At 71.5% G+C, this 23387-nt stretch carries 18 protein-coding genes; 6 read left to right on the forward strand and 12 right to left on the reverse strand.

Translation table 11 applies throughout. The features are described 5' to 3' along the window. Positions 1-1461 precede the first annotated feature (1461 nt). Entirely contained in the window at positions 1462-2427 is a 966-nt protein-coding gene (locus tag JK359_RS40565) for an SRA domain-containing endonuclease (protein WP_504739957.1), read from the forward strand. A gap of 538 nt (positions 2428-2965) precedes the next feature. Beyond that, on the forward strand, positions 2966-3919 hold the full coding sequence (locus JK359_RS40225; protein ID WP_201841133.1) for a YecA family protein: 954 nt from the start codon (positions 2966-2968) through the stop codon (positions 3917-3919). A gap of 210 nt (positions 3920-4129) precedes the next feature. On the opposite strand, the gene lysA is transcribed toward JK359_RS40225, so the two are convergent. Further along, positions 4130-5458 carry a diaminopimelate decarboxylase gene (gene lysA / locus JK359_RS27720; protein ID WP_201841136.1) on the reverse strand — a complete coding sequence of 443 codons (1329 nt, stop codon included), beginning with the start codon at positions 5456-5458 and terminating at the stop codon, positions 4130-4132. 14 nt (positions 5459-5472) lie between these two features. After that, positions 5473-5811, reverse strand: coding sequence for an SAV_915 family protein (locus JK359_RS27725; RefSeq protein WP_201841139.1), 339 nt, complete (start codon positions 5809-5811; stop codon positions 5473-5475). Positions 5812-6580: 769 nt separating this feature from the next. On the opposite strand from JK359_RS27725, the gene JK359_RS27730 reads away from it, so the two are divergent. After that, positions 6581-8647 (forward strand): NAD(+) synthase, encoded by a 2067-nt coding sequence (locus JK359_RS27730; protein ID WP_201841142.1) that lies wholly within the window; start codon positions 6581-6583, stop codon positions 8645-8647. Positions 8648-8671: 24 nt separating this feature from the next. Here JK359_RS27730 and JK359_RS27735 read toward each other — a convergent pair whose 3' ends face one another. Continuing rightward, positions 8672-9385 carry a TIGR03943 family putative permease subunit gene (locus JK359_RS27735; RefSeq protein ID WP_201841146.1) on the reverse strand — a complete coding sequence of 238 codons (714 nt, stop codon included), beginning with the start codon at positions 9383-9385 and terminating at the stop codon, positions 8672-8674. Continuing rightward, positions 9382-10353 carry a permease gene (locus JK359_RS27740; protein WP_201841220.1) on the reverse strand — a complete coding sequence of 324 codons (972 nt, stop codon included), beginning with the start codon at positions 10351-10353 and terminating at the stop codon, positions 9382-9384. Before JK359_RS27740 ends, JK359_RS27735 begins: the two co-directional genes overlap by 4 nt. A gap of 339 nt (positions 10354-10692) precedes the next feature. Between JK359_RS27740 and JK359_RS27745 the strand changes: the two genes are divergently transcribed. Next, the gene (locus JK359_RS27745; protein ID WP_201841223.1) at positions 10693-12504 is read left to right on the forward strand and encodes an NAD-binding protein; all 1812 of its coding nucleotides are present in this window, start codon (positions 10693-10695) and stop codon (positions 12502-12504) included. A 195-nt stretch (positions 12505-12699) separates the two neighbouring features. On the opposite strand, the gene JK359_RS27750 is transcribed toward JK359_RS27745, so the two are convergent. Further along, positions 12700-14505 (reverse strand): S9 family peptidase, encoded by a 1806-nt coding sequence (locus JK359_RS27750; protein ID WP_201841149.1) that lies wholly within the window; start codon positions 14503-14505, stop codon positions 12700-12702. A gap of 194 nt (positions 14506-14699) precedes the next feature. Here JK359_RS27750 and JK359_RS27755 point away from each other — a divergent pair, with 194 nt between their 5' ends. Continuing rightward, entirely contained in the window at positions 14700-15491 is a 792-nt protein-coding gene (locus tag JK359_RS27755) for an SURF1 family protein (RefSeq protein WP_201841152.1), read from the forward strand. Positions 15492-15740: 249 nt separating this feature from the next. On the opposite strand, the gene JK359_RS27760 is transcribed toward JK359_RS27755, so the two are convergent. From JK359_RS27760 to JK359_RS27790, 7 genes are all read right to left on the reverse strand, one after another. After that, positions 15741-16817, reverse strand: a complete 1077-nt coding sequence (locus JK359_RS27760) for a hypothetical protein (RefSeq protein WP_201841155.1) — start codon at positions 16815-16817, stop codon at positions 15741-15743. A gap of 143 nt (positions 16818-16960) precedes the next feature. Next, on the reverse strand, positions 16961-17554 hold the full coding sequence (locus JK359_RS27765) for a SigE family RNA polymerase sigma factor (RefSeq protein ID WP_236678567.1): 594 nt from the start codon (positions 17552-17554) through the stop codon (positions 16961-16963). 410 nt (positions 17555-17964) lie between these two features. Continuing rightward, positions 17965-19026, reverse strand: a complete 1062-nt coding sequence (locus JK359_RS27770; RefSeq protein ID WP_201841161.1) for an aspartate-semialdehyde dehydrogenase — start codon at positions 19024-19026, stop codon at positions 17965-17967. Further along, complete coding sequence (locus JK359_RS27775) at positions 19023-20294, reverse strand: aspartate kinase (protein WP_201841164.1); 1272 nt, start codon at positions 20292-20294, stop codon at positions 19023-19025. The genes JK359_RS27770 and JK359_RS27775 overlap by 4 nt, the downstream gene beginning before the upstream one ends. Positions 20295-20465: 171 nt before the next feature. After that, positions 20466-21128 (reverse strand): DUF5063 domain-containing protein, encoded by a 663-nt coding sequence (locus JK359_RS27780; RefSeq protein WP_201841167.1) that lies wholly within the window; start codon positions 21126-21128, stop codon positions 20466-20468. After that, positions 21121-21720, reverse strand: a complete 600-nt coding sequence (gene recR / locus JK359_RS27785; RefSeq protein ID WP_201841170.1) for a recombination mediator RecR — start codon at positions 21718-21720, stop codon at positions 21121-21123. The genes JK359_RS27780 and recR overlap by 8 nt, the downstream gene beginning before the upstream one ends. A 73-nt stretch (positions 21721-21793) precedes the next feature. Beyond that, positions 21794-22135: a YbaB/EbfC family nucleoid-associated protein gene (locus tag JK359_RS27790; protein WP_201841173.1), complete on the reverse strand. Its 342-nt coding sequence runs from the start codon at positions 22133-22135 to the stop codon at positions 21794-21796. Positions 22136-22410: 275 nt separating this feature from the next. Here JK359_RS27790 and JK359_RS27795 point away from each other — a divergent pair, with 275 nt between their 5' ends. Continuing rightward, entirely contained in the window at positions 22411-23160 is a 750-nt protein-coding gene (locus JK359_RS27795; protein WP_201841176.1) for an SLATT domain-containing protein, read from the forward strand. The last annotated feature ends 227 nt before the right edge of the window (positions 23161-23387 follow it).

A 23387-nucleotide genomic window follows, 5' to 3' on the forward strand; every position in this document is an offset into this window, starting at 1 on the left:
CGAGAAACTCGGGGGAGTGCAGCCCCCAGCCCCGTGCCTCCTCCCTGGGCATCAGAAGTAGCTGCTATACACCTCCCTGACCACCGTCCACAGAGCGCGAGCGCTTAGTGAAGCAACGATCCGCTTGGCGAGCTCTGCCGCTAGCTGTGCCCGACGGGTGGACGACTTGTCCCCCATATCCACACCTCCCCTTTTCTAGGATCTCGACCACCCGCAGGCGGCCCTCCCCCCGGATGGGGCGTGTGGACAAGTCCTAAGGTACCGGGATGTGTTGGATTGCAACACGGATTCAGCAGCAATGGGTCAGATGACCGAGATATTGTTCAAGGTCGGGGATGCAGGAGCTGCGGGGTACGTGTGGGGCGGGCGCTGCGCCACGCGGCGAAAGGGCAGGCCGTGGCACTCGTGCTGCGCGGACTGTAAATCTGCCACCTAGGGGTAACAGCGGCGGGGTCAGTGCGGCTCGTAGGCTCCCCTCATCGCGTATGGCTGGGCCGTCGTGGGGGCCAAACGGGAGGTGAAACGGCGAAGCCGCAGAAGGACCGCCCCGGACCGTAGCGGACCGCAGTGCAGGTAGCCAGCTGACCCAAGAGCTTTCCGACCAGGCCGCGACACGCATCGATCCCGTTCGGGACGAAGAGGTCGTGGGTTCAAATCCCGCCACCCCGACAGCCAAGTAACAGGCCAGAGGGCCCTTACCGATTCGGTGAGAGCCCTCTGGCTTTGCTGCGTGTCTACCTGCGTGACCATCGATTTCCGAGTGTCTACATGCGTCGAGGGTCAGCGCCGAAGATCCCGTGCCTGGCCACGGCGCCGGTCTGGATCACGGGCCGGATCTGCTTCCGGTACACCCCCTCGGTCACGGCCGTACCTGAGTGTCCGACGAGCCGCGGGATCTCCTTCAGCGGGACCCCCCGGTCGGACAGCAGAGACACGGCGAAGAGAGCCGCCTCAGCAGACTCTCGAGGGCAGCCCTGATGGCGCACCCGAAAACGGCGGCCCGGACCTGCTCGCGGAGTGGCGAGTCCGTCGGCCAGGCATCTTTGGTGCCCTAGCCTGTCTTCTTCCGCGTTGCGAGGCGGCCATCTGCCAGGCGCGTCGCACTTCAAACCATTTCCGCAGTTCAGTCCAGGGTCGCGGGGCCTGGTAGTCGCCGTTCTACCTTCACGGCACTTCATTCGACACCCGCCTGACGCGGGGCCCAGTCATGTGCCCAGTTGGGAAGTGTGCGTCCGCCCACGCCCACGCGAGAGGGGACGCACGGCCGGCGCTGGCAGGTCACCTCATGGCCATCGGACCATCGTCGCAGCTAAGCCACGCCTGCCCAAAGCCGAGCGCCCATCCGAGTTGCTCGGGACGAAGAGGTCACTGGGTTCCGTAGGCGCCCCGCGTCCGCCTGGGCGTTGTCAGTGGCTGCCTTTAGCGTGATGGACTCGACGACGAGATGGAGTTGGGCAGACCATGGGGATCAGTTCACCGCTGAAGAACCCGGAGATCTGGCGCTACCGGCGGGGGGACTTTGCCGACCGGAGGCTCATCAATCGGGACTACGGGACGTCCGTCCACGGTGGGATCGCGCCCTCGCCAACTAGTTCACACATCGTTCTTTACGCCCAAGCCCCAGACCGCGGAGGGTATGCCGCCGGTTGGCGGGAAGACGGGCTCTACGAATACAGGGGCGCAGGCTCCCTTGACGAGCGCACAGGACGGCCAGCCGCTGGAGGTGCGAGCTTCAGCCGCCCCGGCAACAACACCTTGCTCACCTCTTGGCGCAAGGGCCGGCCTTTGCAACTCCTGGAGAGACAGGCTCGGGGCCCAATGCCATTCCGCTACGTCGACTCCTTCATCCTGCATGACTGGTTCGAGAAGGACGTAGGCGACGGGGCTCACGTCCCCATCTTCCTGCTTCGGCCCGTGGAGGAGGCAACGCACGCACCGCACCAGTCATACTGCGTCCGCCGCAACGAGCAAGTTCAGTTGATTCCGGTCGAGCGGCATTCTCTGCTCAGTGCCTTGCGTGACGGCTCAGTCGACCCTCGAAGCATGCGCCCAGAGGCTCGTCTGGAGAAGAGTTTCTGTCTCTTCATGCTGCAACAGGGTTATCCTGTTTGGCGTTTTGAGATTCGGCACACAGTGGGCTGCCACCCCCTCTATACAGATGTCTGGGTCGGCGGCGTCAATCTCCTCCTGGAGACGAAGGCAAAGGCCGACAGGGAACACGTTCGCCAGGCTGTGGCCCAAGTCATCGACTACACCCGGTTTCTGAGCAACCCGTACAGAGCGGTTCTCGTCCCTGAACGACCGGAAGGAGATCTTCTGAAGCTTGCTCATACCCAGCGAGCAGCCGTGATCTGGCCCGGGCCGCGCGGCGACTGGGAGTCCAGCGCCATGTGGCTCAGCCGTCTCGGCGTCACCTACCGGCGATGAATTGCGCTATTCGGGACGAAGGGGTCGTGGTTCACCCGCCACCCCCTACAGTGAGGTACCAGGTCAAGGGCCTGATCCGCAGTGCGGGTCGGGCTCCTGAGTGGTTTCTGAAGTCGCTTTGGGAGCCAACTGGGAAGTGATCCGCTCGAACGGCGGCGGCCTGTCCTAGGTCACGGGCTCTGATGGGTCAGTTCACCGGTTGCCGACAACGTCGCTGGACGGACCGGAACTCGACAAGGTGGCCGACGACCAGCGGCAGTTTCTGGAACTGCTGGATCGATCCCGGGCACAGTGGAGTCGGGAACCGACCCCGCGCCGGCTTTCTGCCCGAGACGCGCCGCCTGCGGCGAGACGGAGCGTGCAAACGGGCAGCAGTCCACGAGTCGCCGATGCATCGAGCAGCCAACGCTGAAGCGGGGCGGTTCAACGCCGCTAACCTGAGTCGTCCGTACGACGCATGGAGGTGGCCTTGAGGCCGCAAGAGGTGATACCGCCGCAACGCCTGGGCCATCTCGACCGCGATTCCCGGGGATACCCAGTGATCGCAACAGTCGGGCGTGGCGCAGAAGGGGCAGACTTCGGGGCGATCAATGAGCGGCGAAAGCTCGTGCTGGCCACCTTCGACTGGTGCGCTGTATGCGGGCTTCCATTCGGGGACGAAGCCCGATGGCAGGTGGCCCCGACCCTCGGCGACGCGCCTCTTCCCGAGGAGGTCGGGCTCTCCGAGGCGCCCGTGCACGAGATCTGCGCCGTGTACTCCGCACAGGTATGCCCATTCCTGTCATCCCAAGGTGCACGTCTGGGAGATGACATGCGCCGCGGTACGCGACGGGAGGAGACCGTGCAGGTCGTCGGATACAGTCGCACCAAGTCGGTCGAGGTGTTTCGTTCCTCGCTCCAGGACGACCTCTTCGTCCTGCACTTCGTCCACGACAAGGTGATCGACTCCTTTACCTACAGCAGCCCCGAGGAACTCAACGAGCGGTACCAGGCTCTCCTGGCCGTAGAGCGGCCCATCAGCGTCTCGGCCGCAGAGCAGGACCTCATCGTCCGGTTCAACGCGACGAGCACCCCTGACGAGCCAACCGGTGACCCGGGTGCGGTAGTGGTGGGTGCCGCCGTCATGATTGGCGCGGCCTTCGCGCCCGACGTCTTTCGCGTTCAGGGGATGCGGCCCTTCAGCGCCCGAGACTCGTACGGCTTCATGGCTCGACGGCTCCTGGAACCAGACGGGCTCGCTGACGCGGCGGCGACCTTTCCCGATGCGTCTGGCAAAGCGGCAGCACAGTGGCTCCTGGACAGGGGTGATGACGTCCCTGCTGTGGTGTCGCTCTGGCGAGATCTTGGAAGACAGCAGGTATCCGGTCGCACGCTTCCCCAGCCGAGGCCCGCCGGCCCGGGCCGCAGCGTCGGCAAGAACGCGCCCTGCCCTTGCGGATCAGGGCGCAAGGCTCGTCGATGCCACCCTGCCGGGATGCCTGAATCGCCGTAACCGGCCCGCACGCTCCACGGAGCGGCCAGCGGATGCGGTGCCGAGGTCCGTGCCGCTGTACGCCCAGTTGCCGTCACCGCCGTGCTCTCGGTGCTTCACAGGCCGAGTCGGTACGGGAGCATGCAGACCACCACGTCGGTGCGGGCGCGCAGGACCGTGGCGAGGAGGAGGCCCGCTGGTTCTGGAGGATCTCGTAGCGGCGGTGGGGGGTTACAGGCCCACGTCGCGGGCGCGGAAGTCCGCGAGGGACTCGCGGCGGACCAGGAGGCGGGCCAGGCCGTCGCGTACGGCGACGACCGGGGGGCGGCCGACCAGGTTGTAGCCGGACGCCATGGAGAGGTGGTAGGCGCCGGCCACGGGTACGGCGAGCAGGTCACCGGGGCGGATGTCGGCGGGGAGTTCCGCGTCGGCGGCGAGGATGTCGCCCGCCTCGCAGTGCCGGCCCGCCACGGTCACCCGGGCCGGGGCCGCGGTGCTGTGCCGGCCGACGAGGCGGGGTGCGTAGCGGACGCCGTAGAGGGCCGGGCGCGGGTTGTCGCTCATGCCGCCGTCCACGGCCACGAAGACGTGGTCCCCCGTGTGCTTCACCGACAGGACGCGGTACAGGGCGACGCCCGCGGGGCCGACGACGGCCCGCCCGGGTTCGATGATCAGGCGGGGGACGGGCAGCCCGGCAGTCGTGCAGGCGTCGGTGAGTTCGGTGCGGACCCTGCAGGCCAGTGCCGTCAGGTCCAGGGCCTCGTCGCCGGGGCGGTAGGCGATGCCGTGGCCGCCGCCGAGGTCGAGTTCGGGCAGGACCAGCGCGTGCTGCTCGTACAGGCGGGCCATGAGTCCGACCAGGCGGCGTACGGCGACGAGGTACGGCTTGACGCTGGTGATCTGTGAGCCCAGGTGGCAGTGCAGGCCGGTGAGTTCGAGCTGCGGCTGGTCGAGGATGCGGGCGATGGCGTGCTGGGCGTAGCCGTCGGCGATGGAGAGGCCGAACTTCTGGTCGTCGGTGCCGGTGCGGATCTTCTCGTGGCCGCCGGCGCTGATCCCGGGCACGACCCGGACCATGACCTTCTGGTGGCCCCCGGGACCGACCGCGGCGGCCAGCCGGGTGATCTCGGCGGGACTGTCGATGACGATCCGGCCGACGCCGAGGCGCAGGGCGGTCTCCAGGTCGCGCGGGGACTTGGCGTTGCCGTGCAGCACGATCCGCTCGGGCGGGAAGCCGGTGGTGACGGCGAGTTCGAGTTCGCCCGCGGAGCACACGTCCAGACCGAGCCCTTCCTCGTTCACCCAGTGGGCCACAGCCCGGCACAGGAACGCCTTGGCCGCGTACAGGATCTCGGCGTCGGGGAAGGTGTCCCGGTAGGTACGGCAGCGGTCGCGGACCTCGGCCTCGTCCAGGACGTAGGCGGGGGTGCCGAAGCGGTCGGCGATCTCGGTGAGCGGTACGCCGCCCACGGCGAGCCCGGCCGGGCGGGGCTCGGTGACGGATGCGGGCCACACCGCCGACTCGGCGGTCGTGGGGGTGGGTTCGTGAACCGTGGTCATCGTGTCTGTCCCTCTCAGGCGGTCCGCAGTGCGGGCATCCCGGCCGGGACCGAGGTGACCGGTGCGGGGGCCGGGGCGGTGAACTGCGGGTCCACCGTGACGGTGGTGACACCGAGGGGCGCGGCCAGCGCGCGCAGTGCGGGCTCGGCGAGGCGGATCCACCGCTGGCCGGGGCCGAGGGTGGTGGTCAGCCGGTGCTCGGTGGTGAAGCCGACGGCGGTGCGTTCACCGAGCGGGTTGCGGAAGAGGCGGGCCGCACATCCGAAGGTGCCCGGCCGGACGGGGACGTACAGGGGTCCGGCCGGGGTCGGATCGGAGGGCTCGGGGTCTTCGCCGTAGCGGAGTTGTGCCATGAGGTCTCCCGGAAGGAAGGAGAGAGTCGTCTGTGGAGCCCCGGCGACGGGGAGGCGGGCCGGGGCTCGTCCACCGACGGTATGCCCGGCGTCCGGGGACGGCAGACCGGCTTGACGCGATGCTGACGGTCGTCAGGGCGAGCTTGACGGGATGCTGACCTACGCGCCGGAGCGCAATGGTGACGGGGCGTAAGAAGGGTGTCAGGAAGGGAGCCGTGGGCTGTCCGGGGGCGCCGGGCAGGGCGTGCTGGACGGGATCCCATGAGGTTCGGATCCCCGGCCGCGGCCGTCGTGGTCGGCGACTGTGGGCGGCCGGCGCGGGAGCGGCTGCTGGAGGCGGCCGGCGCGGGAGCGGTTACTGGAGGCGGCCGGCGCGGGAGCGGCTGCTGGAGGCGGCCGGCGCGGGAGCGGTTACTGGAGGCGGCCGGCGCGGGAGCGGTTACTGGAGGCGCTGTGCACGGGGTTCGGCGACACGGCCACCGCCGTACCGGGACAGACGCTGATCGTCCGGGGCGCCCGAGGCCGTTGGCCGGCCGTCCCTGGAACCACTTCGGGTCGGGTTCCGCCGGCGCCCCGCCCCGGCCGTCCCTGGAACCACTTCGGGTCGGGTTCCGCCGGCGGCCCGCCCCGGCCTTCTCCGGTCCCGTACGGCGGCTTGCCGGGAACGAGCCGTGCCGAACCCGCGCACGCCGGGTCCTGGGCGGCGTGGCGGCGGGATCTAGGCTTCTTCCTGGAGGAGATTCGCTTCGTCTGCGCGGTCTGTTGAATCATGAAGGAAGCCACGTTGAACTTCTGGTCGATCTATCAGCACGGCTTCGCGCGCATCGCCGCGTGCACGGGCCACACCGTCATCGCCGACCCGCAGGCCAACGCCGAGGCGGTCCTGCGCCAGGCGCGCCGGTGCGCGGACGAGGGCGTCGCCGTCGCCGTCTTCCCCGAGCTGGGCCTGTGCGGGTACTCCATCGAGGACCTGCTGCTGCAGGACGCGCTGCTCGACCGGGTCGAGGAGGCCGTCGGGACGGTCGTGGCCGGGTCGGCGGAGCTGCTGCCCGTGCTGGTCGTCGGCGCCCCGCTGCGCCACCGCCACCGGATCTACAACTGCGCGGTGATCGTGCACCGCGGCCGCGTCCTCGGTGTCGTACCGAAGTCGTACCCGCCGAACTACCGGGAGTTCTACGAGCGCCGGCAGATCGCCGACGGCCACGACGAGCGGGGCGGCACCATCCGGGTCGCGGGCGCCGAGGTGCCGTTCGGGGTGGATCTGCTGTTCTCGGCCGAGGACGTCCCCGGGCTCGTGCTGCACACGGAGATCTGCGAGGACATGTGGGTGCCGGTGCCGCCGAGCGCCGAGGCCGCGCTCGCCGGGGCGACCGTGCTGGTCAACCTCTCCGGCAGCCCGATCACGGTCGGCCGGGCCGAGGACCGCAAACTGCTGTGCCGCTCGGCGTCCTCCCGTTGTCTCGCCGCCTACGTCTACGCGGCGGCCGGTCTCGGCGAGTCGACCACGGACCTGTCCTGGGACGGGCAGACCATGATCTACGAGAACGGGATGCTGCTGGCCGAGACCGAGCGCTTCCCGCTCGGCGACCAGTACGCGGTCGCCGACGTCGACCTCGACCTGCTGCGGCAGGAGCGGCACCGGATGGGCACCTTCGACGACAACCGCCGGGCCCACGGGGCGCGCACCGGCGCCTTCCGGACGGTCTCCTTCGAGCTGGACCCGCCGGTCACCGACCTCGGGCTGCGGCGGCGCGTGGAGCGGTTCCCGTTCGTGCCCGCCGACCCCGAGCGGCTCGCCCTGGACTGCTACGAGGCCTACAACATCCAGGTCGCCGGCCTCCAGCAGCGGCTCGCGGCGATCGGCGGCCCCAAGGTCGTCATCGGTGTGTCCGGCGGTCTCGACTCCACGCACGCGCTGATCGTCGCCGCCCGGGCGATGGACCGCGCGGGCCGGCCGCGCAGCGACATCCTGGCCTTCACCCTGCCCGGCTTCGCCACCAGCGACCACACCAAGGACAACGCCCACAAGCTGATGCGTGCGCTCGGCGTCACCGCCGCGGAGCTGGACATCACGCCGACCGCACGGCTGATGCTGCAGGAGATCGGCCACCCGTTCGCCTCCGGCGAGCCGGTGTACGACATCACCTTCGAGAACGTGCAGGCCGGCCTGCGCACCGACTACCTGTTCCGGCTCGCCAACCAGCGCGGCGGCATCGTCCTCGGCACCGGTGACCTCTCCGAGCTGGCGCTCGGCTGGTCCACGTACGGGGTCGGCGACCAGATGAGCCACTACAACGTCAACTCCGGTGTGCCCAAGACGCTGATCCAGCACCTGATCCGCTGGGTCATCAGCAGCAAGCAGTTCGACGACGAGACCGCAAAGATCCTGGCCGCGATCCTGGACACCGAGATCAGCCCGGAGCTGGTGCCGGGCGAGGAGATGCAGTCCACCGAGTCGAAGATCGGCCCGTACGCGCTGCACGACTTCACCCTCTTCCAGGTGCTGCGCTACGGCTTCCGCCCCTCGAAGATCGCCTTCCTGGCCTGGCACGCCTGGCACGACCCGGAGGCCGGCGCCTGGCCGCCCGGCTTCCCGGAGGCCGACCGGGTGGCCTACGACCTGGCCGCGATCCGGCACTGGCTGGAGGTGTTCTGCCGCCGCTACTTCGCGTTCTCCCAGTTCAAGCGCTCGGCCATGCCGAACGGGCCGAAGGTCTCGGCCGGCGGTTCCCTCTCCCCGCGCGGCGACTGGCGTGCCCCCTCCGACGGCAACGCCGAGGCGTGGCTCAGGGATCTCGCCCGGTTCGACTTCGAGAGCGCGGGCGCCGGCCGGTAGCCGGGGCCCGCGGACTGCTCCGGCTCAGTTGTTCCAGGTCTCGTCGTACGGGTCGCGCGGGACCGGTACCGGTTTCGCGGAGGTGACCTCCAGGTACGGGACCGGGCCGTCGTTGACCGGGTCGTGGGTCAGGCGGGGCGTGAACCTGCCCGTCACCTCCAGCCAGGCGTCCGGGCGCAGGACCGGCGGCAGGGTGCCGGTCAGGGCGATCTTCACCGGCTGGGCGTCCGCCGCGCAGCAGTTGAGGGCCATCCGGACCAGGTACGGGTGGCCCGCTCGGTCCAGCGCGAGGAAACCGGTGACGCGGACCGCGCGGCCGTGCAGCGAACGGCCGTGGCCGTAGGCCGCACGGGAGGCGTAGTCCACGACCGACAGCGGCACCGGATCGCCCGCGGGCAGCGCGCCGTACGCGTACGGCTTCTGCAGGGCCGTGCCGGAGCGCAGGGCGCTGTAGGAGCCGAGGGCCGGCGGGGCGATCAGGATCAGGGCGAGCAGGGGGAGCACCAGGAGCCAGGAGATCCGGGGCTCGGGGTGGTGGTGCCGGTCCGGGCCCCGCCGGGCCCGCCGGCGCTCGTACCAGGCCGTGGCCAGCGCGGCCACGACCAGGACCGCGCCCGAGGCGAGCAGCAGCGGTTGCAGGGCCGCCTTGACGTACCGCAGGTACAGGTCGGTGGTGCCCGCGTGCAGCAGGGCGCCGCCGAGCAGGAACAGGACGGCCGCCTGGGCCTGCCGGTTCACAACAGCACCGCCCCGGTCAGCACGGCGCCCGTGACGGCCAGCGTGAAGGTGGCGGGGGCGAAGCGGAGCGCGAAGGCCCGGCCGAAGGTGCCGGCCTGCATCGCGAACAGCTTGAGGTCGATCATCGGTCCCACCACCAGGAACACCAGCTTGGCCGTCGGGGAGAACTGGGTGAGGGAGGCCGCGACGAACGCGTCTGCCTCCGAGCAGATGGACAGCAGGACGGCCAGTACGGCCAGGGCGAGGACGGAGAGGAGCGGGGTGCCGGCCGCCGCGCCCAGCCAGTGCGCCGGGACCGCCGCCTTCAGCGTGGCCGCGGCCATCGCGCCGAGCACCAGGAAACCGCCGGCGTGCACGGTGTCGTGGCGTACCGCGTTCCAGAACGTCTCCCCCTTGGTCGCGCCCTCGTGGGTGCCGTGTTCCGGCGGGCGCAGCCAGTCCGTGCGGCCCAGGCGCTGCCACAGCCAGCCCATCGCGCAGGCCACGAGCAGGCTCGCCAGGAACCGGCCCAGGACCATCTCCGGGTGTCCGGGGAAGGCGACGGCGGTGGCGGTCAGCACGACGGGGTTGATCGCGGGCGCCGACAGGAGGAAGGCGAGCGCGGCTGCGGGGGCCACGCCCCGCCGGACCAGGGCGCCCGCCACCGGCACCGACGCGCACTCGCAGCCCGGCAGCACCGCGCCCGCGACCCCTGCCACGGGCACCGCCAGAGCGGGGCGGCTGGGCAGGGCGCGGGCGAAGAAGGACGCCGGGACGAACACCGCGATCGCCGCCGACAGCAGCACGCCGAGGACCAGGAAGGGCAGCGCCTGCACGGTCACCGCCACGAACACCGTCATCCAGCTCTGCATCAGCGGGGTGCCGAGGAGCCCGCGGATCGGGGACTGGGCGAGCACGGCCAGGAGCAGCGTCAGCACCAGCAGCAGAGGCGAGTCGAGCCTCGGGGTCTGCCGGCCGGGCGGGGGCACGGGCTGCCGTTCGTCCGCGCCGCGCGGGGGCACGGGCTGCCGTTCGTCCGCGCCGGACGGGGGCACGGGCTGCCGTTCGTCCGCGCCGGGCGGGGGCACGGGCTGCCGTTCGTCCGCGCCGGGCGGGGGCACGGGCTGCCGTTCGTCCGCGCCGGGCGGGGCGTCCTCGGTGATGGCCACGGGTGGTTACCTCCGGCTGCTGCTCTCCCTCCCCTTCACTACGCGAGCCGTCGCACGGGCGTTCAGGCCGTTGCTGGAACCACGCATCTCCTTGGGGCACTCTTTCCCCTTGTGGCGAGCGTTCCGAATCAAGGGGGTCCCGGGGCCCCGCCGGCGCACATGGTGGTGTGCGGTGACGACGGACTCGCGCACCGGCTGGCCGCCGAGTTGCGCGGGGTCCACGGCGAGCAGGTCACCCTCGTCGTACCGCCGAACGAACGCACCGCCCGGCCCCCGGTGGTCGGACGGGCGCGGTCCGCGTCCGCGGCGCTGTTCGACCGGGTGGTCAACGCGGCGGTGGGCACCGTCGGCCGCGCAGGCAACGGTCAGCCCTCCGGCACCGTGGGCGGCCAACGGCCGGACGACGCAGGGGTGTTGGAGGCCGTCGAACTGACCGAGGAGGTGCTCGCCGAGGCCGGGGTGGGCCGCGCCACCGCGCTGGCGCTCGTGCACGACGACGACGAGACGAACATCCGTGCCGCCCTCACCGCCCGCCGGCTCAACCCCCGTCTGCGGCTCGTACTCCGGCTCTACAACCGGCGGCTGGGCCAGCACATCGAGGAACTCCTCGACCAAGCGGCCGCGTTGGCCACCGGTGACGGCACGGCCGGAGCCGGTGAGGCTTCCACCACCGTGCTGTCCGACGCCGACACCGCCGCGCCCGCGCTGGCCGCCACCGCCCTCGCCGGCACCAGCAAGGTCGTCCAGACCGAGGGGCTGCTGCTGCGCGCCGTGGAACGGCCGCTGCCCGCGTACGGGCCGGACGCCGGCCCCGGGCTGCACACCCTGGCCCTGCTCTCGGGTGGTGACCCGGACGGCGGCGGCGAACAGCAGCCGCGGCTGCTGCCCGACGACGCGGAGGTGCGGCAGGCCGCCGGGCGGCAGGCCGTGGTGCTGGAGCACGTGTCCTCCTCCGGCGGCACGGAGTCCGCCGCGCCCGCCCGCGCGGTGGCCGGCGTACCGCCGCTGGCCTCGCTGTTCTCCCGCCGGCTGCGCTGGTCCGTGGCCGGCCTGGTGGGCTGTGTCGTCGCCCTCGCCGTCGCCCTGTGGCTGGTGACCGGGATCCATCCGCTGCGGGCGTTCTACGTCACCCTCCTCGACCTGTTCGCGATCGACGACCCGGCGCTCGGCGCGTCCCTCGGCCGCCAGCTGCTCCAACTTCTCTCCGCGCTCGTCGGGTTGCTGCTCCTCCCGGTGCTGCTGGCCGCCGGGCTCGAGGCGCTCGGCACCTTCCGCACCGCCTCCGCCCTGCGCAAGCCGCCCCGTGGTCTGAGCGGACACGTGGTGCTGCTCGGGCTCGGCAAGATCGGTACCCGCGTGCTGACCCGGCTGCGCGAACTGAACGTCCCCGTGGTGTGCGTCGAGTCCGACCCGGAGGCCCGCGGACTCGCCACCGCCCGGCGGCTGCGGGTCCCGGTGGTGCTCGGCGACGTCACCCAGGAAGGCGTCCTGGAGGCGGCCAAGATCCACCGGGCGCGGACGCTGCTGGCGGTGACCAGCGCCGACACCACCAACCTCGAAGCCGTGCTGTACGCGCGGACCGTACGGCCCGATGTGCGCGTGGTGCTCCGGCTGTACGACGACGACTTCGCCACCGCCGTCTACCGCACCCTCCGGGCCGCCTACCCGAACGCCCTGACCCGGAGCCGGAGCGTCACCCATCTGGCCGCGCCCGCGTTCGCCGGGGCGATGCTCGGGCGGCAGGTGCTCGGGGCTGTCGCCGTGGAGCGCAGGGTGCTGCTGTTCGCCGCGGTCGACGTGGACGGGCATCCCCAGTTGGAGGGGAGGACCGTGCGGGAGGCTTTCCGGGCCGGGTCCTGGCGGGTGCTGGCGTTGCTGGGGCGGGCGGACACGTCTGCCGGGCATGTGCTGGAGAAAGGGGACCGGGTGGTGGTGGCCGCCACCCGGCGCGGGCTCGCGGAGTTGGGGTGAGCCTCCAGGGGGCTCCGCCCCCTGGACCCCCGGAACTCTGCCCACCCACCCACCCCCCGACTCGGCCGGCCGGAAGGGCGCCCTGAAAAGACAGCCAGCCCCGGCGGCCGGAAGGGCGCCCTGGGGAAGGCAGCCGGCCCGGGCGGCCGGGAGGGCACCCTGGGGTAGGCGGCCGGCTCGGGCGGCTGTGTGGGGCTAGGCGGGCAGGTGGCGGCGGGTGAACTCCATTTCCAGTCTCAGCTGCTTGATCCGTTCGTCCACGACCAGCGACCCGTGGCCCGCGTCGTACCGGTACACCTCGTGGACCGCGCCCCGGCTCTCGAGTCTCTTGACGTAGTTGTCGATCTGGCGGATCGGGCAGCGGGGGTCGTTGACGCCCGCCGAGATGTAGACCGGGGCCTTGACCTGGTCGACGTAGGTCAGCGGGGAGGACGCCTCGAAGCGGTCGGGTACCTCCTCCGGGGTGCCGCCCAGCAGCGTGCGGTCCATGGCCTTCAGGGACTCCATCTCGTCGTGGTACGCCGTGACGTAGTCCGCGACCGGCACCACCGCGATCCCCACCGACCAGGCCTCCGGCTGGGTGCCGAGGCCGAGCAGGGTGAGGTAGCCGCCCCAGGAGGCGCCCGTGAGGATCAGCCGGGAAGGGTCGGCGAGGCCGGAGGAGATCGCCCACTCGCGCACCGCGGCGACGTCCTCCAGCTCGATCAGGCCCACCCGGTGCTTGAGGGCGTCGGTCCAGGCCCGGCCGTAGCCGGTGGAGCCCCGGTAATTGACGCGGATCACCGCGTATCCCTGGTCGACCCAGGCGGCCGGGCCCGCGGCGAAGGAGTCGCTGTCGTGCCAGGTCGGGCCGCCGTGCAGGTCGAAGACGGTGGGCAGCGGCCCCGTGGCACCGGCCGGCTTCTGGATCAGGGCGTGGATACGGCCGCCGGGGCCCTCCACCCACGCGTCCTCCACCGGCACCGACGGCGGGCAGGCCATGCCCGGGGGGTCCAGGACCACACCGCCGGACGTGGAGCGCACCGCCGGCGGCTCGGCGGCCGACGACCACAGGTACTCCACGCTGCCGTCGGGGCGGGCCGACGCGCCGGAGACCGTGCCGGGCAGGGTGGGGATGCGGGTCAGCTCGCGGGCCGCCAGGTCGTACCGGAACAGCTCGCTGCGGGCCTCGAAGCCGTGGGCGACGAGCAGGGCCGAGCCGTCCGGGTACCACTCGGCGCTGACGTCACCGGGCAGGTCCAGGGCCAGCTCGGTCTCCTCGCCCGTGGCCACGTCCCACACCAGCGGCTCCCAGCGGCCCCGGCGCTGGTGCCCGATGAGCAGCCGGGTGTCGCCGTCGACCGGGGCGAAGCCCAGCACCTCCAGGCCCAGTTCCTCGGAGCCGCCCTTGGTGTCGTCCAGCTCGGCGACCGTCGTGCCGTCCGGGCGGAGCACCCGCAGCGCCGCGTGCATGGCGTCGCCGTGCTCGGTGTGCTCGACGGCGATCAGGGTGCCGTCGTGCGAGAGGTCGCCGACGCCCGCCGACTCCCGGTGCCGGTAGATCTCGACCGGGGCCGCGCCCTCGGGCGCGAGGTGGATCGTCGTACCGTCCTCGTCCGTGGAGCGGCCGACGACCGCCGTGCGGCCGTCCCGGGACAGGGCCAGTCCGGCGGGGTAGGAGGGGTCGAGACCGGGCACGGCCGGCTCGTCCGCACCGCCCGTGAAGGGCTGGCGGCGCCAGATCCCGAACTCGTCGCCGTCCTTGTCGTCGAACCACCAGATCCACGCGCCGTCCGGGGAGAGCACGCCGTCCGTCGTGCCGTTCGGCCGGAACGTCGCCTGCCGCTGCTCGCCCGTCGTGCGGTCCCAGGCGTACAGCTCGTACGTCCCTGTCGCGTTCGACACGAACAGGGAGCGGTGCGGCGCGTCCTCAGCCCAGTCGGGCAGCGAGACCCGCGGCGCCCGGAAGCGCTTCTCCCAGTCCGGCATGTCCGGTGTGTCCGGTGTACTGCTCTCACTCATGGCCCCAGTCATGCGCCCATATTGCCTGGCCGCGCCGACAATCGGGGGTCAGGTGTGCGCAGCCTGTGGATAACTTCCGGGCAGGACCGCTCCCACCGCCTCCGCGGCCGTCCCCGCGGGCCGGCGCGAGGACGGCCGGGCCGTGCGCCGACCCGCGGCCGGGCCGCCGCGGCGGGCGCCGTACCGTGGAGGGCGTGTACCGCTTTCTGCTGACACCCCGCTGGTGGGGCATCAACGTCTTCGTGCTGCTCGCCATCCCGTTCTGCGTCTTCATGGGGTCGTGGCAGCTGAGCCGGTTCGAGGACCGGGTGCAGGATCACCGCACCGCGACCGAGCAGGCCGCCTCCGGGCGGGCGGCGGCCGCGCGCCCGCTGGAGTCGATGCTGCCCGTCGACAAGAGCACGTCGGGACGGCGGGTCAGTGCGAGCGGGCGGTACGGGAAGCAACTGCTGGTGCCCGGCCGGGAGCTGGACGGCAAGCGCGGCTTCTACGTGCTGACCCTGCTGCGCACCGACGCCGGCAAGGCGCTGCCGGTGGTGCGGGGATGGCTGCCGGGTACGGCGGACGCCGCCAGGGCTCCCGCCGCGCCGGCCGGTGAGGTCACCGTCACCGGGGCACTGCAGGCGTCCGAGAGCCCGGGGAGCAACGGCGTCGCCGCGCAGGGCGGGCTTCCGGCGGGACAGACGGGGGTGATCAGCTCGGCGTCGCTGGTGAACCTGGTGCCGGACGAGCTGTACGACGCGTGGGTCACGCTGGACAAGGGTGACGCGGGGATGAAGGCGGTGCCCGCGAGCGCGGCGGACGGGACGGGGCTCGATCTGAAGGCGTTCCAGAACCTCGGTTACACCGGGGAATGGTTCGTGTTCGCGGGGTTCGTGGTGTTCATGTGGTTCCGGTTGCTGCGACGGGAGATCGAGTTCCAGCGGGACGCTGCGCTGGGCTTGGTGCCGGAGGGGTCGGACCGCGCGCCGGTACCGAGCGGCTGACCTGAGCCGGTGCCGGAGGGGTCGGACCGCGCGCCGGTACCGAGCGGCTGAGCTGAGCCGGTGCCGGCCGGGGCGGGACCGCTTGCCGGCGCGTACAGGGTGCCGCCGCGCCCACCCGTGCCGCCCCAGCGGCACGACTGCCCGCAGCTGGGTGGCTGCGACCGCCGCGGCTGCCTGCCCGCAGCTGGGTGGCTGCGGTTGCCAGGTGAGCGCCGCCCAGCGGCACGAGGCCGGTCGCCGCGCGGGGCGTCAGGTGCCGGCCAGTACCCCGGTGTAGTAGACCGTGCCCGCACACTCGCCGGGTACGACCGCCGTCGTCGACGGGGAGCCGGGGGCGGTCGTGTGGGTGACCGCGACGCTGCCGTCGGCCGTGCCGTCCTCGGTGGCCAGCTGGGTCGTGGTGCCCGCCGACGCACCGGTGTCGGCTCCACCGCCGACCGCGCCCGTGTCCTGCGTCGGCGTCGGATCCGGCGTCGGGCCGCCGGTGTCGGAGCCGGTGTCGCCGCCGGTGGTGGGGCAGGTCTCCGACGGCACGAAGGCGAACTGCTCCTCGTAGGCCGCACCCGGCTGCAACACCAGCGCGGCGACCTCCCGCGAGGGATCGGGCAGCATCGTCGCCGCGTCCCCGGCCACATGCCGGACCGCCGAGATCTTCGTCGGGTCGGCGGCACCCTGCGCGGCCGGCGTGATCGTGCCGGCACCGCCGACGGTGCAGGCCGTGCCGGAGACGTTGGTGACGCGGAACGTGCCGTAGACGACGCCCGCGGTGTCGGGGGCGTTCACGGTGCCGGTGGCGGAGCCCAGCTGGGCCGCCGTACAGACCGGTGTGCCCGGGGCCGCGGTGGCCGTGGCCTGCGCACCGCCGGTGGAACCGCCCGCGGCGGTGCCCGGCTCGTCCTTGCCGCCGGTCTTGCCGTGCTCCTTGCCCGGCTTGACCGTCGCACTGCCGGCGTTCTTGTCGCCGCCCTTGTCGGTGTCCTTGTCCTTGCTCCGGCCGCCCGTGCCGCCGTGGGCCTCGGAGCTCTGGCCGACCATGCCGGTGTTGGTGTCGGAGCCGCCGGCGTTCGAGACGTGGACGAGGGCGGGGACCGCGGTGCCGAGGAACAGGGCCGCCGCGGCCATGCCGACCATGGCCTGGCGCTTGCGGGTGCGCCGTGCGGGGACGGCCCGGCGCAGGTGGTCCAGGGTGCCGGTGCTCGGTTCGATGTCGTCGACCGCCGAGTGCAGCAGCCGGCGCAGGACCAGTTCGTCGGAGTCGAGTCCGTCGAGGCCGTCGGGACCCGGGCCGAGCCCCTCGGGGCCCTTGTCGTCGGGGCCGTGGTTCACAGTTCCGTTCCCAGCGTGCGATTGCGTGTGCTGTTGCCCTTCGCGCCGTGTCGGCTCGTGCCAGGCGTAGGACTCATGACGTTCATGGGAGTGCGGCTCGTGGGAGTGACTGTCATGAGAATCGCCCCCCTCGGCGCGGTCGCTCATGCCGACGCCTCCATGGCCACCCGCAGCGCGGCGATGCCCCGCGATCCGTACGCCTTCACCGAGCCCAGGGATATGCCGAGGGTCTCGGCGACCTGGGCCTCGGTCATGTCCGCGAAGTAGCGCAGGACCAGGACCTCGCGCTGGCGGCGCTGCAGACCCTTCATCGCCTTGATGAGGTCGCGGCGCTCCAGCTGGTCGTAGGCGCCCTCCTCAGCGCTGGCCATGTCGGGCATCGGCTTGGAGAGCAGCTTCAGGCCGAGGATGCGCCGGCGCAGCGTGGAGCGGGAGAGGTTGACGACGGTCTGCCGCAGGTAGGCGAGGGTCTTCTCCGGGTCTCGGACTCGCTTGCGGGCCGAGTGGACGCGGATGAAGGCCTCCTGGACGACGTCCTCGCAGGAGGCGGTGTCGTCGAGGAGGAGGGCGGCGAGACCGAGCAGCGAGCGGTAGTGCGCCCGGTAGGTCTCGGTGAGGTGGTCGACGGTCGTGCCGACGGCCTCACCCGCCGCGGCGGCCGGGGTCTCCTCGGCGCCGTCACGCTGACTGGGTATGCGGGCGGGCCGCGCTGCGGGCATGGGCGCGATCACCGGCATGCCGCCGGGCGTGCGGGGCCGGAGCGCCGCGCGGGGCCGCAGGGCCGTACCGCCGCGGGCCACACTGAGTTCGAGTACCTCTGCCACGCCAGTTGGACACGCTTCCCCCCTCGGGGGTTGTACGTGCCGGACGTCACATGTGCGACAACCGACGGTGCCTCAAGTGCCGTCATGCGTCCCGCTCTTCCCTTATGTCCCATATGAACGGGCGTCCCCACGCCCCGATCACGGCGTCCCCACGCCAGGATCATCACGTCCCCAGGCCCCACGAGGGTGACCGCAAAGACGCTCCCCGCTCTCCGTACGGTTGCGGAGAGCGGGGAGAAAAATCCTCTGCTGCCGAGAGGGACGGTTCAAGTGGTTTGGACCATGCTCCCGGCCACATTTCCTGCGTTGATCCTACGCAGCGGCTAGCCGCGGCCGGACGTCTCCGCCGCGATCAGCTCCGCGATCTGCGCGGTGTTCAGCGCCGCGCCCTTGCGCAGGTTGTCGCCGCACACGAAGAGTTCGAGCGCGGTCGGATCGTCCAGGGCCCGCCGTACCCGGCCGACCCAGGTGGGGTCCGTGCCCACCACGTCGGCGGGGGTGGGGAACTCACCGGCCGCCGGGTCGTCGCACAGCACGACACCCGGTGCGGTGGCGAGGATCTCACGGGCGCCGTCGACGCTGACCTCGCGCTGGAAGCGGGCGTGGACGGTCAGCGAGTGCGTGGTGATCACCGGCACCCGCACACAGGTCACGGCGACCGGCAGCTCCGGCAGCCCGAGGATCTTCCGGGACTCGTCGCGGACCTTCATCTCCTCCGAGGACCAGCCGTCCTCCCGCAGCGACCCGGCCCACGGCACCACGTTGAGCGCCACCGGGTCCGGGAACGGCCCGGTGTCGTCCCCGACGGCCCGCCGCACGTCCCCGGGCTTGGTGCCCAGCTCGGTGCCGGCCACCAGGGACAGCTGGGCGCGCAGCGTCTCCACACCGGTCCGCCCGGCCCCGCTCACCGCCTGGTACGACGACACGACCAGCTCGCGCAGCCCGAACTCGGCGTGCAGCGCGCCCAGGGCGACGATCATCGTCAGGGTCGTGCAGTTGGGGTTGGCGACGATCCCGCGCGGGCGGGACCGTACCGCGTGCGGATTGACCTCGGGCACGACCAGCGGCACGTCCGGGTCCATCCGGAAGGCGCCGGAGTTGTCGACGACGACCGCGCCGCGCGCGGCGGCGACGGGTGCCCAGGCGGCGGCGACCTCGTCGGGCACGTCGAACATGGCGATGTCGACCCCGTCGAAGGCGTCCTCCGCCAGGGCCGTCACCTCGACCTCCTCGCCGCGCACGGCCAGCTTGCGGCCGGCCGAGCGCGGGGAGGCGATCAGACGGATCTCACCCCAGATGTCCGCCCGCTGGGAGAGGATCTGGAGCATGACCGCGCCGACGGCTCCGGTCGCTCCCACGACCGCGAGCGTCGGCTTTCCGGTCATCGTCCGGTGCCTCCGTAGACGACGGCCTCGTCGGAGTCCGAGTCGAGTCCGAAGGCGGTGTGCACGGCGCGGACGGCCTCCGGCACGTCGTCGGCGCGGGTGACGACCGAGATACGGATCTCGGAGGTCGAGATCAGCTCGATGTTCACACCCGCGTCGCTCAGCGCCTCGAAGAAGGAGGCGGTGACGCCCGGGTTGGTCTTCATGCCCGCGCCGACCAGGGAGATCTTGCCGATCTGGTCGTCGTAGCGCAGCGAGTCGAAGCCGATGCCGGCGCGGCTCTTCTCCAGCGCGTCGATGGCCTTGCGGCCCTCGGTCTTCGGCAGCGTGAAGGAGATGTCCGTCAGACCGGTGGAGGCGGCGGACACGTTCTGCACGACCATGTCGATGTTGATCTCGGCATCGGCGATGGCACGGAAGATCGCGGCGGCCTCACCCGGCTTGTCCGGCACACCGACGACCGTGATCTTGGCCTCGGAGGTGTCGTGCGCGACACCGGAGATGATGGCCTGCTCCACCTGCTTGTCCCCAATCGGCTCACTGCTGACCCACGTGCCCTGCAGCCCGCTGAAGCTGGACCGGACGTGGATCGGGATGTTGTAGCGGCGGGCGTACTCCACACAGCGGTGGAGCAGCACCTTGGAGCCGGAGGCCGCCAGCTCCAGCATGTCCTCGAAGGAGATCCAGTCGATCTTCTTCGCCTTCTTCACCACACGCGGGTCGGCGGTGAACACACCGTCGACGTCGGTGTAGATCTCGCAGACCTCTGCGTCGAGCGCGGCGGCGAGCGCCACGGCCGTCGTGTCGGAACCACCGCGTCCCAGCGTGGTGATGTCCTTCTTGTCCTGGCTGACGCCCTGGAAGCCGGCGACGATCGCGATGTTGCCCTTGTCCAGCGACTCGCGGATCCGGCCCGGCGTGACGTCGATGATCCGGGCTTTGTTGTGGACCGAGTCGGTGATGACGCCTGCCTGGCTGCCGGTGAAGGACTGGGCCTCGTGGCCCAGGTTTTTGATCGCCATCGCCAGCAGGGCCATGGAGATCCGCTCTCCGGCGGTCAGCAGCATGTCGAATTCCCGCCCGGCAGGCATCGGAGAAACCTGCTCGGCGAGATCGATCAGCTCGTCCGTCGTGTCGCCCATCGCGGAAACGACGACGACAACCTGGTTGCCGTTCTTCTTCGCTTCCACGATCCGCTTGGCGACGCGCTTGATGCCTTCGGCATCGGCTACGGAGGAGCCTCCGTACTTCTGCACGACAAGGCCCACGTGCGCTCCTCGCTCGGTTCGTTTATGTCGGCTCAGTCTAACGAGCGTCCACATTCCACCACCCTGCTCCCGCATGGTGAGACATCGGACGCCCGCGTCGGGCACCTGCCCATCCTGCGCCGTGCCACGCCGAAAGTGCCCCGGCTCACAGTGGTGACCGGTGCGTACGGGTCACGTCCCGGGCCGCATCCCCAGCGCGCTGCCGATCTCCTGGGCCATCACCCGGCCCGCCTCGAACTCCAGGGTCTCGTCGCCCATGGTGGCCTGGTCGGTGTCGAGGCCGTCCAGTTCCTCCAGCGGCTGGTTGAGGCGGACGTGGATGAGGACGGACTGCAGGGCACGCAGCACCGCGGAGGCCGTCGGACCCCAGTTGGAGAAGTACGAGAACTGCCACCACCACAGGGCCTCGGTGGTGCGGCCCGCGCGGTAGTGGACCATGCCGTGCCGGAGGTCGGTGATGATGTCGGCGAGATCGTCGGAGATCCGGGCCGGCACCGGGGCCTTGCGGGGCTCGTACGGGTCGAAGACCTCGGAGTAGACGTCCACCGGGTCCAGCAGCCGGGCGAAGTTCTCGCGCAGCTGGTCCACGTCCGGCTCCGGGCCCGGGTCGGGCTCGTAGCGCTCGTCGGGGACGATGTCCTCGTGGGCACCCAGCCGTCCGCCGGCCAGCAGCAGCTGGGAGACCTCGAGCAGCAGGAACGGGACCGCCGATTCGGGCTCGTCGCCCCTCGCCACCTCCGTGACGGCCACCAGGAAGCTCTCGACCTGGTCCGCGATCTGGACCACGAAGTCGTCCGGGTTCTGCGACGAGTCGTGCAGCGTGGCGTCAGACATCTAGGAGTCGTCTCCCCTCGAAGGCGCGGCCGAGGGTCACCTCGTCCGCGTATTCCAGGTCGCCACCCACTGGGAGGCCGCTGGCCAGGCGGGTGACCTTCAGGCCCATGGGCTTGATCATGCGAGCGAGGTACGTCGCCGTCGCCTCGCCTTCCAGATTCGGATCCGTGGCCAGGATCAGTTCCGTGACCGTCCCGTCGGCCAACCGCGCGAGAAGTTCTCGTATACGCAGGTCGTCGGGTCCCACGCCCTCGATCGGGCTGATAGCGCCCCCGAGCACGTGGTACCGGCCCCGGAACTCCCGGGTCCGCTCGATCGCCACGACGTCCTTCGGCTCCTCCACCACACAGATGACGGAGGGGTCGCGGCGCGGGTCACGGCAGATCGCGCACAGCTCCTCCTGCGCGACGTTGCCGCACGTCGCGCAGAAGCGGACCTTCGCCTTCACCTCCAGGAGCGCCTGCGCGAGCCGCTTCACGTCCGTCGGCTCGGCCTGCAGGATGTGGAAGGCGATCCGCTGCGCGCTCTTGGGACCGACGCCGGGCAGCCGCCCCAGCTCGTCGATGAGGTCCTGGACCACGCCTTCGTACAACGGACTGCCCTTCCTGGAGACCCTTCGGTACGTACCGTAGTTGCCTTCCGCCTTCGCCCGGAAGGCGGATGCGTCAGAACGGCAGACCCGGGATGCCGCTGCCGCCGCCCAGCCCCTGGGCCAGCGGGCCGAGCTTCTGCTGCTGGAGCGTCTGCGCGTTCTCGGCGGCCGCCTGCACGGCCGCCACGATCAGATCGGCGAGGGTCTCCGTGTCCTCGGGGTCCACCGCCTTCGGGTCGATCTTCAGCGCGCGCAGCTCACCGGCGCCGGTCACGGTGGCCTTCACCAGACCGCCGCCCGCCTGCCCGTCCACCTCCGTGTTCGCCAGTTCCTCCTGCGCCCGCTGCAGGTCCTGCTGCATCTTCTGGGCCTGCTGGAGCAACTGCTGCATGTTGGGCTGGCCACCGGGGATCACGATCAGCTCCTCGCCGTCTGCTGCGACGTCCTGCTCCGACGTCTTGTTCGTCGACCTTCTCCGTCGTGAACGAGCCTACGTGGTCCACGCGGCCATCGCCCCGCCACTCTTTCGAGTGAGAACGACGTGGGTCCTATACCTGATCAAGGCCCTCTTCTGGGCGGAAAATCCGGCAAAGCTTCCTGTCCGCCACCCATTGGGCGGTAGGAAGGTGGCCGCACATCGGCATGGAATGTCACGCAACGTGACTGGTCGTGATCAGTAGGGAGTGCCGGGTGGGTCAGCCGGAGATGCAGCCCGAGGGTCCGCCTCAGGACGGGCGGGGCGAGGGTGCGGCCGGGCTGCGGCCGGGCGATCTGACCGGGCGGGCGTTCCCGCACGGGGACTGGGGCGAGCCCGCCGAACGGCTCGACGAGCTGTACCGGTGGGTGGAGCGCCGGGCGCTGGAGACGGCCGCCTGGTACCTGCGCGACCGGGTCTGGAAGCGGCGCGGGGCGCAGGTGCTGCGGGTCGGCTCGGCGGCGGGCGCGGTGGCCGGGGCGGCGCTGCCGCTGCTGGACCTCACCGGGGTGGCCGGCGGGGTCGCGCCCTGGGGCTGTCTGGCACTGCTGCTCGCGGTCGCCTGCGTCGGCACCGACCGGTTCTTCGGCGTCACGTCGGGCTGGATAAGGGACGTGGCCACCGCGCAAGCGGTGCAGCGGCGGCTGCAGGCGTTGCAGTTCGACTGGGCGTCGGAGTGCGTGCGGGAGGTACTGGGGCCGGCGGAGGGCACGGCGAGCGAGGCGGCCGAGCGGTGCCTGTCGGTGCTGCGGCGTTTCTCGGAGGACATCACGGAGCTGGTGCGCACGGAGACGACCGACTGGATGGTGGAGTTCCGGACGGGGTCGGCACCGCTGGGCATCCAGACGGCGGTGGCGGCGGTGCCGCGGCAGGAGGCCGGAGGGGCGGGCGGCCGCTTCCCCCTGCCCCCGGCCAACGGAAGCCGCCCGAACATGCCGAGACAACGCCCACCGGAACCGCGATAGCCCCCGGGCAACCGCCGGGCGCGCCCCGCCAGGGGCGCGAGGAACTGCGCGACCGGCCACCACACACCCGCACACCAGAAACGCCGGGCGCAACCCCCAAGGGGCGCGGGGAACTGCGCGACCGGCCACCACACACCCGCAGACGGCGACGCACCGCCGGCCCCCACGGCGCCCCCCCCCCCCCCCCCCCCCCCCCCCCCCCCCCCCCCCCCCCCCCCCCCCCCCCC

This window comes from Streptomyces actinomycinicus, assembly GCF_016741775.1.
GTDB classification, from domain to species: Bacteria; Actinomycetota; Actinomycetes; order Streptomycetales; family Streptomycetaceae; genus Streptomyces; species Streptomyces actinomycinicus.

What these genes read in the sequence shown, in the direction of transcription:
- JK359_RS40565 (WP_504739957.1), top strand. Translation starts at nt 1,462, where the DNA reads ATGGGGATCAGTTCACCGCTGAAGAACCCGGAGATCTGGCGCTACCGG.
- lysA (WP_201841136.1), bottom strand. Translation starts at nt 5,458, where the DNA reads ATGACCACGGTTCACGAACCCACCCCCACGACCGCCGAGTCGGCGGTG.
- JK359_RS27725 (WP_201841139.1), bottom strand. Translation starts at nt 5,811, where the DNA reads ATGGCACAACTCCGCTACGGCGAAGACCCCGAGCCCTCCGATCCGACC.
- JK359_RS27730 (WP_201841142.1), top strand. Translation starts at nt 6,581, where the DNA reads ATGAAGGAAGCCACGTTGAACTTCTGGTCGATCTATCAGCACGGCTTC.
- JK359_RS27745 (WP_201841223.1), top strand. Translation starts at nt 10,693, where the DNA reads ATGGTGGTGTGCGGTGACGACGGACTCGCGCACCGGCTGGCCGCCGAG.
- JK359_RS27750 (WP_201841149.1), bottom strand. Translation starts at nt 14,505, where the DNA reads ATGAGTGAGAGCAGTACACCGGACACACCGGACATGCCGGACTGGGAG.
- JK359_RS27765 (WP_236678567.1), bottom strand. Translation starts at nt 17,554, where the DNA reads ATGCCGGTGATCGCGCCCATGCCCGCAGCGCGGCCCGCCCGCATACCC.
- JK359_RS27770 (WP_201841161.1), bottom strand. Translation starts at nt 19,026, where the DNA reads ATGACCGGAAAGCCGACGCTCGCGGTCGTGGGAGCGACCGGAGCCGTC.
- JK359_RS27780 (WP_201841167.1), bottom strand. Translation starts at nt 21,128, where the DNA reads ATGTCTGACGCCACGCTGCACGACTCGTCGCAGAACCCGGACGACTTC.